The following is a 13,236-nucleotide window of genomic DNA, read 5'->3' as shown; positions in this document are numbered from 1 at the left end:
GGCGGGATTTTTTATTTTTGTTCATACCGTGTGCAATGCCGACCCTTTTTACAAAAATCATCCAAGGGGATATTCCCTGCTACAAGATTGCCGAGGACGAGGACTTTTTTGCGTTTTTGGATATCAATCCGAATGCCGTAGGCCATACGCTCTGCATTCCAAAACAGGAGGTGGATAAGATCATGGACCTGGACGAAACTACTTACCTGGGTCTTATGGCCTTTGTTCGTAAAATAGGAATGGCCATCGAGGCGGCACTGCCTTGCAAACGTGTAGGAATCTCGGTTATCGGGTTGGAAGTGCCCCATGTACATGTGCATTTGATTCCTTTGAACGACATGAGGGATGCCACCTACCAACATAAGGTGTCGCTTACAAAGGAGGAATTCGAGACGGTGGCAGCAAAAATCCGTGCTAAAATTGAATGATTCCTTCCAGAAACAGATAAGTCCCAGCTCCGACAAGCACGACTAGAAATAGTACAAGCCCGTAAAACAAGTTGGTGAATTTGATCGACGCCTTTTCGGGGGTCACCATTTTTTGGTAGTATTCAAAAATTCGTTCGATATCATCGGTCCACTTGGCCGGGTAAATATGGGATCCACATTTGTTACAGGTGATTTGATGGGTTACCTCACCGGTGGTTCTGTGAAACAGTTTACCGTATTTGTGTTTTTGGTAGAAAGTAAGTGCCAGTTCCTGGTTGAAACACTCCGGACAGTTGTTCTTAAGTTCCGCCTCTCTAATAACTTCTAATTTCTCTTTTGCCATATTACAATGGGTTCTTACTAAACAATGCTTTACGCCACAACCTGAAGCGATACTTGCATGATGGTTCCACTTTTGCCCGATGACAACACTTTTACTTTTCCTTTGTGGTACTCTTCAACAATTCGCTTTACTAGCGACAGTCCCAACCCCCAGCCACGTTTTTTGGTAGTGACCCCAGGATTGAAAATCGTTTGATAATCGCTTCTGGGAATGCCATGGCCACTATCCGATACCTGTATATGTACGTAATTATTGTCTTTTGCGATTTCAATGGAAATATTTCCTTTTCCCCGCATCGCATCGATACCATTTTTAACCAAATTTTCTATGGTCCACTGATATAGTGACGGATTTAAAAGTACCGTGGCCCGTTCAATTTGCGTGTTGAACGAGAAACTTATAAGCTTGGAGCTCCTATGTTTCAAATAATCAAAGGCATTCTTAGTCTCGGCAACAATGTCGTGTTTTTCGAGTGTGGGAAGCGAGCCTATTTTTGAAAAGCGCTCGGTAATGGTTTCCAGACGCGCGATGTCCTTTTCGATTTCCTTGGTGATTTCCGGGTTGATATTCTCGGCCTTCAGCAGTTCGTTCCAACCTAATAAGGAAGAAAGGGGCGTACCGATTTGATGGGCCGTCTCCTTGGCCATCCCGGCCCAGAGCTTGTTCTGCTCGGAAGCCTTGTTGGTCTTGAAGAAAAAAAAGATGACCGTACCGAACAAAAAGATGATCAGTAAGAGCGCCAAGGGATAGTATTTCAACTTATTGAGTACCTGTGAATTTCCGTAATAAAGGGTCGCCAGTTCCTCTCCTAAATAATCGATGACGATAGGCTGGTTTTCTTTTTTGAACTTTTCGATGGCACGATCGATGTATTCTTTGTCATTGGCCTTTTCCTCGGGCATGTTGTGCGTTTTGGTAGCGCCATCCTTATCGACCAAGATCATGGGGGTCGAGGTATTGTTCTGGAATATTTTGATGGGAAGTTCACCGGGGTCGGCATCCAAGGGGGCCTGTAACAGTTCGGAATGGGCCGTTGCCCATATCTCCATTTTATGCCGCTCCTCTTCCTTGAACTTTTTAAAGAAACTATTGGTGTTCCACAAAATTAGGCTCACGATAACAAATGATGCTATCAATAAAACGATGTTGGAAGCTTTCTTTTTAGGACTAAAGTTCATCCAAAGGTTGTCTTTGGCACGGTTTTGAAATTACGGAACCGTGCCATATTTCAAAGATAGCGTAAAATGGCCTAACATGGTACAAAGGGTTTGCCCAACGGCATCTGCGGGCTATCGTGAAGCCCCGTGAGGGATGGTAGCGGTTACCCTTCGGCCCCGTGGGCGAGGTGTAAAAGCAAACAGCCCGACCCTGGTAAGGCAATAGCCTTTGTCAGCGGCACGCAGGAAAAATGCCTGAATGTTCAAACTATACCATCGCCAAAAAAGAAAAATCCGGCAGTGAATTGTGTACCTTTATCATATGAAAGTTTCTATGATTTCCATTACCCCAAACGAGTTGCCAACCGCTAAATTACACGGTTATTTACTAGGAGCGATAGGGCCGCGCCCCATTGCATTTGCCAGCACGATCGATGGCGAGGGGAGGCCGAACCTAGCGCCATTTAGTTTCTTCAACGTCTTCAGTGCCAATCCACCAATCCTTATCTTTTCCCCTGCAAGAAGGGTCCGGGACAACACGGGCAAACACACCTTGGAGAATGTGTTGGAGACCAAAGAGGTGGTCATCAACATCGTCAACTACGACATGGTTCAGCAGATGTCATTGGCAAGTACCGAATATCCTGAAGGGGAGAATGAGTTTAAAAAAGCAGGACTCACCATGCTACCCTCTGAAACGGTAAATCCCTTTCGAGTGGCCGAATCACCGGTGCAATTTGAATGTAAAGTGACTAAAGTCGAAGCCCTCGGGAATCAGGGCGGGGCGGGAAATCTGGTTTTCTCGGAAGTGTTGAAAATACATATCGATTCCTCGATACTGGATGAAAACGGAAGCATCGACCAGCATAAGATTGATCAAGTGGCCCGGATGGGAGGTAATTGGTACAGTAGGGCAAAGGAAGGACTTTTTGAAGTACCCAAACCTCTTTCGACTATCGGGATCGGGGTAGACCGAATACCCGAACACATACGGCATAGTAAGGTCCTCACCGGTAACGATCTGGGTCTCCTTGGCAACGTAGCGCAACTGCCAACACCACAGGAAGTAGAAAATTTTGTGGCAGAAAACATAGAGATACGCGGTATCCTAAGGGCAGGCGGGCGGGAAGTATTGGAACAAAAAGCAAAGGACTATCTGGATAGGAACGAGGTGTTATCGGCTTGGAAGATATTGTTGGCCCAGGAAAAAGAATAAGGAAAACGGCCAGGCAGAATGCCGTTTTCTTTTTGAATAACCAGATTAACAAACGCGGATCCCATTAAGTTTCGATCGGGTATCTGAAACGGATACAACTTTTTGGGTTCGAAGATCTTCGCTGGTTTCCGACTTGGTTGCGAACGTGTATGACCCATCTTTTAGTGGTTCTTCTTAAAACTATGGGTATCGATCTGGTGTTGGCTGCATTTTAGCCGAAATTTCAAAGCGGGATAACCTTTGATAACTTGTGTTGGTTTTTTTAGGTGAATTATGGGAATAAGGCTATTTTTAGCTAGTTAAAATTTTAGTCATATAATTCATAGTCATGGAAGTAGAAGGGAAAATAAAGTTGATTGGGGAGACCCAAACCTTTGGGAATAACGGTTTTAGAAAAAGAGAAGTGGTAGTGACCACCGAGGAACAATATCCCCAGCATATTATGGTAGAGTTTGTTCAGGACAAAACCGAATTGTTAAATAATTTCACGGTAGGGCAACCGGTGAAAATAAGTATCAACCTCAGGGGCCGGGAGTGGACAAATCCACAAGGTGAGGTAAAATACTTTAATTCGATACAGGGATGGCGAATCGAGAGCCTACAACCCGCGGAATCGACGGAAGGAATGCCACCCGTACCCGCGGCTGAGGCTTTTGAACCCGTTGATAACCTGAACGAGGAAGATCACGACGACCTCCCGTTTTAAAGAAATGATAACACTCCCATAGATATGGGAAATTTAGGCTCCAAAGGTTTTTGAAACCCTTGGGGCCTTTTTTACATTTGTTTATCTTTAAGAATAAAGAAACGGTTTGAAAAAAGATAGGGCGCATAATCCGATGTTCTTTCTGAACGAGCGACTGGAATTTCCACCTGTGGAGCATGCCAATGCCGAAGGGCTATTGGCTGTTGGGGGAGACCTTTCTCCCGAGCGTTTGATATTGGCCTACCAAAATGGGATATTCCCCTGGTTCAATGAGGATTCATTGATTTTGTGGTGGAGTCCGGATCCGAGAATGGTATTATTCCCGTCTAAGATCAAGATATCCAAAAGCATGCGAAAAGTAATGCGTAGCGGACAATTTCGACTCACGAAAAACACTTGTTTTGAGCAGGTACTTAGTCATTGTGCGACCGTGAAGCGTGCGGGTCAACAAGGAACTTGGATAACCAATGACATGAAAAAGGCCTATATCGCCCTCCATGAAAAAGGGCTTGCCTGTTCGTTTGAGGTATGGGAAGGTGACCGACTGGTGGGTGGCCTGTATGGAATCGATTTGGGACACGTGTTCTGTGGGGAAAGTATGTTCAGCCTAGTGGACAATGCCTCGAAATTTGCTTTTATCAAATTGGCGCAGGAGCTCGAACAAAGAGAGTACGAGTTGATCGATTGCCAATTGTATACGGAACATTTGGCCAGTTTGGGGGCAGAGGAGATGCCCAGGACTACATTTCTCAGTTATTTAAAACGATAAGATCAAAGAACTTAGGATAAAGAACACTTCTTGTGTAGAGCCACCGATGTAATCTTCGAAACGATATTCCATTCCAGCCTGTATCCTGGTCTCTTTTGATAGTAATGCTCCCAAACTTACGGTAAACCGATGGTCGTACTGGGGGCGATTACTTTTAGCCACGCTTAAAAGGGTTTCGGTAGAGCCAATCAAATAAGGTTCCCCAATGTCTAATTGTTCCCCCCGTAATGGAAAATCCAATGCAAAACGGTATCGAAAGCGGTGAATGGTAATTGAAGACTGAATTCGCTGCTCAGAGCGAACTCGGTGCCCGAAACGTATCACCGATGGTTTTGAGGTACCATTGTATTGTTGGGTAAGCCTTAATTCGTTTTCCCGGTCGTTCTCAAAGAGTTCCCGGAACCGGTATTGAAGACCTATTGCCAAGCTTTGGTTGACACGTATCTTCAGCTTAGAAAAATGAACCAAATCAATTTGGCGGGAGCGGAGGCCATAAGCACCCTCATCATAAAAATAGGTACGTGTCGAGATTTTAAAGTTATGATCGTAATTGGTGGCTGCCTCATAGTTTACCGAAATATCGGGCTCTATATAACCGGTGTAGTTGTTTTGTGCCATTAGGGATGAGACCACTAAAAGGGAACCCCATAGAAAAAGCCCTCTAATACAATACATGATCGTAGTTGGCGGGTAATGATTTTCGTAGTTTTTCAAAATTGCCTTTGTTGTCGAACAAGACCTCATATTGGTGGTATTCCTTATCCTGTTTTCCAGCTACTATGAACTCATATTTGATACTGGGAAGCATCAAGTTTTGAAAAGCATTGTTTATAGTCGTTTCCGGTGAATCCCCACCGAGCGGATATTGCTGCTGCATTCGCCGAATATGGTACTTGGTAAATTCTTTTTGGAGATATTGTTGGATTCTGGCAAAGGTGTCGTTGGGAATATCTACCTCCTTTATTAGGATTTCCACATCTTCCAAAACGCCTTCCTCACTGAACTCCACACTGTATCGGAGCCGGTCTTTTTTAAACTTGACCTCATAGCTGACCTTAGTGCTGTCAATTTCCTTGTAAAACCGTATTTTCTTGGCCCCTACCAATTTTTCGGAAATATAACTCAAGGCCTTTTCGGGAAATTGTGCTTTTCGGATGCGATGTTCCCGCTCATACTTATTTTGGGCGATGCCTGAAAAACTAATTAAAAATAAGGGTATGAATAAACGTATCGCTAATTTCATTTTGTCGCTTCTTTTTTTGTTTCCTTCTTCAGTTTTCGGTCAAATTCCTAAAATAGCTAAGATACTTCATGGTATCGAAAACAATTTACTTCATGGTCGTTTACCATGCCGGTAGCTTGCATATGGGCATATACCACGGTGCTGCCTACAAATTTGAAGCCCCGTTTTTTTAAATCCTTGCTGAGGGCATCTGAAATAGGGCTGGTTGCAGGTGCATTTTTATAATTTCTAATCTTGTTTTTTATGGGTTTTCCATCGACAAATCCCCAAATGTATTTGCTAAAACTGCCAAACTCTTCCTGTATCCTCATAAATGATTGGGCATTGGTAATAGTGGCGTGTATCTTTAGTTTATTTCTGATAATGCCGGCATCCTGTAATAGGGCATCGATTTTCGCTTGATCGTATGTTGCTATTTTTCCGTAATCAAAATGGTCGAAAGCCTTTCTAAAATTTTCCCTTTTGCGCAGCACGGTGATCCAACTCAGTCCTGCTTGAAAGGTTTCCAAAATTAGAAATTCGAAAATAGTGGCATCGTCCATTACGGGAACACCCCATTCCCGGTCATGATAGGCCTCATACAATGAATCGCCCTGGCACCAGCCACATCGATGTTTCTCCATCAGCATTGTTTAGGGCCTAAAGATAAATCAATAATTTAAAAAGCTTGGATGACGTACAGGTACAGCGGCATGCCCAAGGTGATGTTGAAGGGAAAGGTAATGGCTAGGGCCATGGGAAGGTATAAACTCGGATTCGCTTTCGGGGCGGCCAATCGCATTGCGGCGGGCACTGCAATGTAGGAAGCGCTGGCCGCTAAAATGGCAAACAAAAAGCGATTGCCTTCGCTCTCGGTAAAAAGGGAACTAATAAATGCGACAGTAGAACCGTTGATGATCGGGACTATGACAGCAAAAAGAAAGGCGAACCAGCCTTTTTTGAGAAAGTCTGCCAGTTTCTTTCCGCTAGAGATGCCCATATCCAAAAGAAATACCGCTAAAAATCCTTTGAAGATATCAGTGGTAAAGGGTTCAATTCCCCTTGCCTGTTGGTCGCTGGCAAGAAAACCGATTAGAAGGCTACCTAAAATTAGCAGCACACTACCGTTTGTCAACGAATGGTGTAGTACACTTCGAATTGAAATTTGCTTTTCTTTCTGTTCTTTTTGAAAATAGGACATGAGCAGTACCCCAATGATTATGGAAGGAGCTTCCATCAACGCCATAACGGCGACCATGTGTCCGCCAAAATCGATTTGTTCAATTTCCAAGAAAGAAACGGCAGTTACGAAGGTCACGGCGCTTACCGACCCATAGGCGGCGGCAATGGCCCCCGAATTGGCAACGCTAAACTTACGGCGTAAAATGAAATACGTATATAAGGGTACGAATAAGGCCAAAAAGATACCAAAGAGCAGACTCCAAAAAATCTCCATATCCAGATGACTATGGGAGAGTTCCAAGCCCCCTTTGAAACCAATGGAGAACATCAAATACAGGGAAATAAACTTGGAGGAATTAGCAGGGATTTCCAAATCGCTTTTGACCTGTACGGCAAAGACGCCTAAAAAGAAAAACAGCAGGGCAGGATTGGTCAGATTGTCCAACAATAATTTAAAATCCATATATGGCGGTAGGTTACGAAGGAAGTTGGTTTTGGGAAGTTTTTACCAGAGCTATCGAAATTTCCCCATTTATCTGTAAATGAACCCCCTCATCCCTAGCTTTAATAATCAGCTGTTTTGAAAGATTTTTAGATTCGGTAAGCGATTGGATACGTTTTTGTGACAAAACGAGGTCTTTGCCAGCAAGATTCTGAACGCCCAACATTTGCAGCTGATGAAACTTTATTTTGTCGCCAATCAATGAAAAGAGTACATCCGCCGCATCCGCCGGACTAAATGTACCTTCTACAAGGGTAAATTGATGTTTGGTTTCCATTCGAAAATCGAGTCATTGATAATGTGTTTGAACGAGTCGGTAGCAACGTAAAACCGTATCAAATCCATCACTAGGGTACGGGGATACATTTTTATCCTTTACCAAGGGTTTTAACCATAAAGGTACACGAGAGAATGCCGGTAGAAATTAATAGTTGATCCATGAATAGGTTGTCGTGTACGTGTGAGGTGATTATACACGCTACAAAGAGCAAGGCAGCGATAATCAACAAAAAATGTGTTTTTTTCTGATGCATATTTTGATGTCAAATAGTGGGTTACAAATATTTTAAACGATAATCATGTATTGGAACCAGTAGGTCTATTTTTCCACGGAAATTTCTAACGTACCGTTTATTTTTATGGTCGCCCCCGTATTTCTTACCTCTTTGAAAAAGGCCTTCGCGATTTTTTTCTCCTGTTCCAACTCCGCTATTCGGCCATCCGGATATAAGGTATCGGCGGTAGCAAGACCTTCGCAGAGTGATAGGCGTTGTAATTTGTGAAAGTTGATTTTTTCATTAATTAAGGCCGTTACGACATCGTTGGCCTCCGAAATGGTGAAGGTGCCGTCTACCAATTGAATTTTTTGTTGGGTGTTCACTGCCTGCGCTACTGTGGAATTTTTCATGGAAATTGAATTTTATAAGTTTATGTCGATGCAAAGTTTGGTATTTAATTTCATAATATTTTATTTATATTTATTATAAGAAACATATATAAAATTTATGAATTACACGTTGCATCAGCTACAGGTGTTCCTGAAAGTGTCCGAAAAACAGAGTATTACCAAGGCCGCGGAAGAGCTATTTTTGACCCAACCTGCGGTATCGATTCAGCTGAAAAATTTTCAAGATCAGTTCTCCATCCCACTGACCGAAGTGGTCGGAAGACAGCTTTTTGTTACTGATTTTGGTAAGGAAATTGCGGTAGCCGCCCAGAAAATCATAGATGAGGTGGCAGCTATTAATTATAAGACCTTGGCGTATGAGGGCATGCTTTCGGGGCGATTAAAAATCTCGGTAGTCTCTACAGGAAAGTATGTAATGCCTTATTTTCTATCCAGTTTTATGCACAATAATAAGGGAATCGATTTGAACATGGATGTGACCAACAAGGCCAAGGTTGTCAAGAGCCTGGAAAAAAACGAAGTGGATTTTGCTTTGGTTTCCGTGTTACCTACCCACTTAAAAATCGAACGGGTCGCACTGATGGAGAACAAACTGTTTTTTGTAGGCGGCACCAAGCGCAAAATTGACAGTAGGCTCAGCAGGAGAAAAATGTTCGAAACCTTACCTTTGATCTATAGGGAGCAAGGGTCGGCTACCCGAAATGCCATGGAACGGTTTATAAGTGGCCACGGTTTCCCGGTAAGGAAAAAAATTGAGCTTACTTCGAACGAGGCGGTGAAACAGGCTGTTATTGCCGGGTTGGGGTATTCGATTATGCCGCTGATAGGCATAAAAAATGACCTGAAGAATAAGGACCTACAAATCATCAGGATGCAAGGGTTGCCCATTAGTACTACCTGGAATTTGATATGGCTTTCCTCTAAAAAGCACTCGCCGGTCGCGACTGCTTTCTTGGAATATATCAAGGGAGAGAAGGAAAAAATAATTCAAGAGCATTTTAACTGGTTCCAAGATATCGGTTAAGTGCCCTTACTTTTTAGGCTCGGACGTTGGCCGTGTTTTTGCGAATGTAACGCGTCTGAACGTCGTCTATAAATCTCAGGGGCACCGCATAAAACTCAGGAATGTTTTCAGGGTACTCCTCCAAAAGTTTTTGATTGATTGTTTGGAACAACGTTGGCTTCGTCTTGCCTATGATAAGTGTTTGCTCGGAACGCACCAATACTCCTGAGAGCGCCTCTTCGTGATACCTTGTTTTCTCTAGGAGCAGTTCCGTGCCAAGTAGTTTATGATGGCTAGTGCTTAAAATAGTTCGTCGATCGAAAGGCTTCCAAGGAGTATGTAACGAGGGAATACACTAAACCTTCATCCAAAAGCCGAACGGGCCGTACTACCCCGATTCGACATCCACAACATGGTTAAAGTTAAACACCGGTCATAGCTTCTTCAAATCGGCTAGCGAAAATCGATTTTAATATGACCGGTGTAACAGAGAACAAATAAACACTTTACTTTTGTGCCAGTTGGTTCTTAGTTGGTTCCGCTGCTCTCAACTCACCGCGCTCCAACGCTTTTTCCAAATTGGCATCGACTGTGGGAAAGAACCTAAAAAAGGGCTTTCCATTCTTACGTTTCAAAACGACATACGTATTTTCCGCTCCACTTTTTACTTCGGATACGACCAACTGCTCACCGATTAATTCGTTGAAATTTGCAATTGCCCCTCGTTTTATAATAATGTTTTTTCGTGGAAACTTTATATGGCGGTAATTATCGCCATCAACGGCGGCTAACGTAAATGTAGTACCTGGTTGTATCATAGTTTCCTTTTCTTGGGCGTTCACTAAAAATGAAACCGCCAAAAATACTGCAACAAAAAATGACTTTTTCATGTTCGATAAAATTTATGATTATACTTCGTTGTTAATTCATCATTATTAGGGTACTATTTTTGCACCGCGTTCCATGTGTATAGGTACCAACCGGGCCCGTAAGGTTGGGAAGAGATTAAAAAAATCGAGTCCGTCTTCCCTCCGGAGGACCAATCTAGTGATACCGTCAGATCCCAAATCCGCACTTTCAATAATCAATTTACTTCCAAATACGTAGATATAGTTATTCATGCCATCCCATTGATCGAGCCCCCCCACTACCGGGATAACCTGTTTGCCAGACATCTTTATCAACTGATTCGTCGGGCTTGGTATTGTTTCGGTCTGCTGATATTCATCTACGATAAGCAACTGTTGCTGTGCCATTAAGGGACTAACACTTAACAGTAAAACAAAAATAAGGTAGTTATATTTCATATATCGTAATTTTTGTAACCTATTCTTACAAATATACTAAGGAATGCCGAATAGAAAGTGTCACTTTCGTTAAATATTAGTTAAACTATTAATATATGATAGTAATACTATTATATTTGTCCAGGTAAAAAAATGGCAACGATATGGATCGTTTATTGCAATCGGTAAAAATTAGTATTAACGAAAAAATCTTTCTCAAAGATCCCCAATCCTCCGATTTGGGAAAACGCATCATACAGGAAAGTATTTTAATGATCAGCGAGATGGGTTTTGAAAGCTTTACCTTCAGGAAATTGGGCATGCGAATTGGCTCCAATGAAAGCTCCATCTACCGGTATTTTGAAAATAAACATAAATTATTGCTTTATCTTACCTCTTGGTATTGGGGATGGTTGGAGTACCAGTTGGTTTTTTCCACAAATAGCATGGCAGATCCGGTCGAAAAGTTAAAAAAGGCGATTGAAATCGTGACACGTGCCACAGAGGAAGATTCCGCATTCTCCCATATCAACGAGGTGCTTCTAAATAAAATCGTTATCAACGAATATTCAAAATCCTATTTGACGAAAGAAGTCGATGCCGATAATAAAGATGGTTATTTCGTGATCTACAAGCGATTGGTTTCCAGGATCAGCCAAATGATCCAAGCGGTGAATCCTTCCTATCGCTACCCCTCGAGCTTGGCAAGCACCATTCTGGAAGGGTCGTTGCACCAACATTTTTTAAAAGATCATTTTACTTCCTTAACCAATTGCCATGGAAATGTGGCGCCCACTGACTATTTCATCGATTTGGTATTCAATTCCCTAAACAAGGACCTCAATGGCTAAAAATATTTTGACAGCTTGGCAACGCCTTTTGGGCTTGCTCAAACTGGATAAGAGAGACGTGTTCCAAGTATTCTATTACGCAATCTTTGCAGGTCTTGTGAACCTATCGTTGCCTTTGGGTATACAGGCAATCATCAATCTTATACAAGGGGCACAGGTGACTACCTCATGGATCGTTCTTGTGATTTTGGTGACTTTGGGGGTGGCTTTTGTAGGCATATTACAGTTAATGCAGATTAGGATCATTGAAAACATACAGCAAAAAATATTCACTCGATCTGCTTTCGAGTTTGCCTACCGTTTTCCCAAGATTAAGATGAGCCAGCTGCGCAATTTTTATCCACCCGAATTGGCGAATCGCTTTTTCGATACCCTGAACGTTCAGAAAGGACTTTCTAAATTATTGGTCGATTTTCCCGCAGCGCTCTTACAGATTATCTTTGGGTTGCTATTGCTATCTTTTTACCACCCGTTTTTTATTATCTATGGTATTCTCTTGATACTGCTCATCTATGTGGTCTTCAAATTTACCATCCAACGGGGGCTCGATACAAGTCTGGCGGAGTCGAAGAGCAAATACAAAATTGCCCATTGGATTCAGGAGGTAGCCCGATCCATTATCAGTTTTAAGCTCTCCGGCAACACAGATTTGGCCCTTCGAAAGAGCGATCGTTTGGTGAACAGCTATTTGGAATCCAGGGAAAGCCATTTTAGGATTCTAGTGCTTCAATTCATCCAAATGGTCGGGTTTAAGGTTTTGGTCACGGCGGGGCTTTTATTGATTGGTGGGCTATTGGTGTTGAGCCAGGAAATGAACATCGGACAGTTTGTGGCAGCTGAAATTATCATTCTTTTAGTAATCAATTCCGTGGAAAAACTCATTTTAGGACTGGAATCCTTCTATGATGTCCTTACCTCCCTGGAGAAGTTGGGTCAGGTGGTCGATAAAGAGTTGGAACCGCAGAAGGGAGAGCAACCCTTTAAGGAAACAGAAGCTTTTACCGTGGAGCTAGAAAAGGTGGTGTACCATATCCCGGATACCACTCAACGGATACTGGACGGGGTATCGCTTTCGATTACCCCTAATTGTTCTATTTTGATCAATGGCGCCAATGGTTCCGGAAAATCGACACTGCTGAATTTGATTGCGGGAATCATCACCGCCGATGAAGGTAGCATTTTTGTCAACGGACGCAGACTCGAGAATCTGAACCTTAATTATTATCGCTCACATGTAGGACAGTCATTGAGCGGCGAATCGCCCTTTGAAGGCACTCTTTGGGAGAACATTACCTTCGGTGATACCTCTATCGGTGAGGAAGACATCTACTGGGCCATCGAAAATTGTGGGCTCTCCGACTTCGTGAAACGCCAACCGAAAGGACTGCAGACCTTCATTTATCCCGAAGGCAAGCAAATTTCCTATACCACAGGTAAAAAGATCGTATTGGCTAGAAGTATCGTTAAACGACCTAGGCTTTTGTTGCTGCGCAACCCTTTGGATCAATTCGATGAGGTCGAATCCCTAAAAATCATGAAGTTTTTGGTATCCCCGGAGCGCCCTTGGGCACTCATTGTCGTCAGTCAAGACCCGAAGTGGCTTACCCAATGCGGTCGAATCCTGACCTTGGAAGCGGGAAAAATAATCAGTGAAAAATAACGGA

17 protein-coding genes are annotated in these 13,236 nt (G+C 43.0%); 7 read left to right on the top strand and 10 right to left on the bottom strand.

Annotated features, from left to right (window positions below; translation table 11 throughout):
• The first annotated feature begins 35 nt into the window (after positions 1-35).
• Entirely contained in the window at positions 36-428 is a 393-nt protein-coding gene (locus FK220_RS05120) for an HIT family protein (RefSeq protein WP_152573184.1), read from the top strand.
• Here FK220_RS05120 and FK220_RS05115 read toward each other — a convergent pair.
• Together FK220_RS05115 and FK220_RS05110 are read right to left on the bottom strand one after the other, a co-directional pair.
• Positions 415-771, bottom strand: coding sequence for a hypothetical protein (locus FK220_RS05115; RefSeq protein WP_152573183.1), 357 nt, complete (start codon positions 769-771; stop codon positions 415-417). The genes FK220_RS05120 and FK220_RS05115 overlap by 14 nt on opposite strands.
• A gap of 29 nt (positions 772-800) precedes the next feature.
• Positions 801-1,949, bottom strand: coding sequence for a sensor histidine kinase (locus FK220_RS05110; RefSeq protein ID WP_152573182.1), 1,149 nt, complete (start codon positions 1,947-1,949; stop codon positions 801-803).
• Positions 1,950-2,262: 313 nt separating this feature from the next.
• Here FK220_RS05110 and FK220_RS05105 point away from each other — a divergent pair, with 313 nt between their 5' ends.
• The 3 genes from FK220_RS05105 to aat all read left to right on the top strand — a co-directional run bounded on the left by FK220_RS05105 (position 2,263) and on the right by aat (position 4,619).
• Positions 2,263-3,144, top strand: a complete 882-nt coding sequence (locus FK220_RS05105; RefSeq protein WP_152573656.1) for a flavin reductase family protein — start codon at positions 2,263-2,265, stop codon at positions 3,142-3,144.
• Between the two features lie 328 nt (positions 3,145-3,472).
• On the top strand, positions 3,473-3,850 hold the full coding sequence (locus FK220_RS05100; RefSeq protein WP_152573181.1) for a DUF3127 domain-containing protein: 378 nt from the start codon (positions 3,473-3,475) through the stop codon (positions 3,848-3,850).
• A 133-nt stretch (positions 3,851-3,983) separates the two neighbouring features.
• Positions 3,984-4,619 carry a leucyl/phenylalanyl-tRNA--protein transferase gene (aat, locus tag FK220_RS05095; protein WP_152573655.1) on the top strand — a complete coding sequence of 212 codons (636 nt, stop codon included), beginning with the start codon at positions 3,984-3,986 and terminating at the stop codon, positions 4,617-4,619.
• Here aat and FK220_RS05090 read toward each other — a convergent pair.
• From FK220_RS05090 to FK220_RS05065, 6 genes are all read right to left on the bottom strand, one after another.
• Positions 4,608-5,294, bottom strand: coding sequence for a DUF2490 domain-containing protein (locus FK220_RS05090; RefSeq protein WP_152573180.1), 687 nt, complete (start codon positions 5,292-5,294; stop codon positions 4,608-4,610). The two genes, aat and FK220_RS05090, sit on opposite strands and share 12 nt — an antisense overlap.
• Positions 5,281-5,862, bottom strand: coding sequence for a hypothetical protein (locus FK220_RS05085; RefSeq protein ID WP_152573179.1), 582 nt, complete (start codon positions 5,860-5,862; stop codon positions 5,281-5,283). Before FK220_RS05085 ends, FK220_RS05090 begins: the two co-directional genes overlap by 14 nt.
• A gap of 56 nt (positions 5,863-5,918) precedes the next feature.
• On the bottom strand, positions 5,919-6,485 hold the full coding sequence (locus FK220_RS05080) for a DNA-3-methyladenine glycosylase I (RefSeq protein WP_152573178.1): 567 nt from the start codon (positions 6,483-6,485) through the stop codon (positions 5,919-5,921).
• Positions 6,486-6,520: 35 nt separating this feature from the next.
• Positions 6,521-7,486 carry a sodium-dependent bicarbonate transport family permease gene (locus FK220_RS05075; RefSeq protein WP_152573177.1) on the bottom strand — a complete coding sequence of 322 codons (966 nt, stop codon included), beginning with the start codon at positions 7,484-7,486 and terminating at the stop codon, positions 6,521-6,523.
• A gap of 13 nt (positions 7,487-7,499) precedes the next feature.
• Positions 7,500-7,802, bottom strand: coding sequence for a hypothetical protein (locus FK220_RS05070; RefSeq protein WP_152573176.1), 303 nt, complete (start codon positions 7,800-7,802; stop codon positions 7,500-7,502).
• Positions 7,803-8,123: 321 nt separating this feature from the next.
• Positions 8,124-8,432, bottom strand: coding sequence for a hypothetical protein (locus FK220_RS05065; RefSeq protein WP_152573175.1), 309 nt, complete (start codon positions 8,430-8,432; stop codon positions 8,124-8,126).
• A gap of 97 nt (positions 8,433-8,529) precedes the next feature.
• On the opposite strand from FK220_RS05065, the gene FK220_RS05060 reads away from it, so the two are divergent.
• On the top strand, positions 8,530-9,456 hold the full coding sequence (locus FK220_RS05060) for a LysR family transcriptional regulator (protein WP_152573174.1): 927 nt from the start codon (positions 8,530-8,532) through the stop codon (positions 9,454-9,456).
• Between the two features lie 485 nt (positions 9,457-9,941).
• Here FK220_RS05060 and FK220_RS05055 read toward each other — a convergent pair whose 3' ends face one another.
• Together FK220_RS05055 and FK220_RS05050 are read right to left on the bottom strand one after the other, a co-directional pair.
• Positions 9,942-10,325: a hypothetical protein gene (locus FK220_RS05055; RefSeq protein WP_152573173.1), complete on the bottom strand. Its 384-nt coding sequence runs from the start codon at positions 10,323-10,325 to the stop codon at positions 9,942-9,944.
• A 45-nt stretch (positions 10,326-10,370) separates the two neighbouring features.
• The gene (locus FK220_RS05050; RefSeq protein ID WP_152573172.1) at positions 10,371-10,742 is read right to left on the bottom strand and encodes a hypothetical protein; all 372 of its coding nucleotides are present in this window, start codon (positions 10,740-10,742) and stop codon (positions 10,371-10,373) included.
• Between the two features lie 143 nt (positions 10,743-10,885).
• Between FK220_RS05050 and FK220_RS05045 the strand changes: the two genes are divergently transcribed.
• Together FK220_RS05045 and FK220_RS05040 are read left to right on the top strand one after the other, a co-directional pair.
• The gene (locus tag FK220_RS05045) at positions 10,886-11,572 is read left to right on the top strand and encodes a TetR/AcrR family transcriptional regulator (protein WP_152573171.1); all 687 of its coding nucleotides are present in this window, start codon (positions 10,886-10,888) and stop codon (positions 11,570-11,572) included.
• The gene (locus FK220_RS05040) at positions 11,565-13,232 is read left to right on the top strand and encodes a peptidase domain-containing ABC transporter (protein ID WP_152573170.1); all 1,668 of its coding nucleotides are present in this window, start codon (positions 11,565-11,567) and stop codon (positions 13,230-13,232) included. The genes FK220_RS05045 and FK220_RS05040 overlap by 8 nt, the downstream gene beginning before the upstream one ends.
• Positions 13,233-13,236 lie beyond the last annotated feature (4 nt).

The sequence above is a fragment of the Pelagihabitans pacificus genome (genome assembly GCF_009371985.2).
Lineage (GTDB): Bacteria > Bacteroidota > Bacteroidia > Flavobacteriales > Flavobacteriaceae > Pelagihabitans > Pelagihabitans pacificus.
This window is presented reverse-complemented; position numbering and strand designations above follow the sequence as displayed.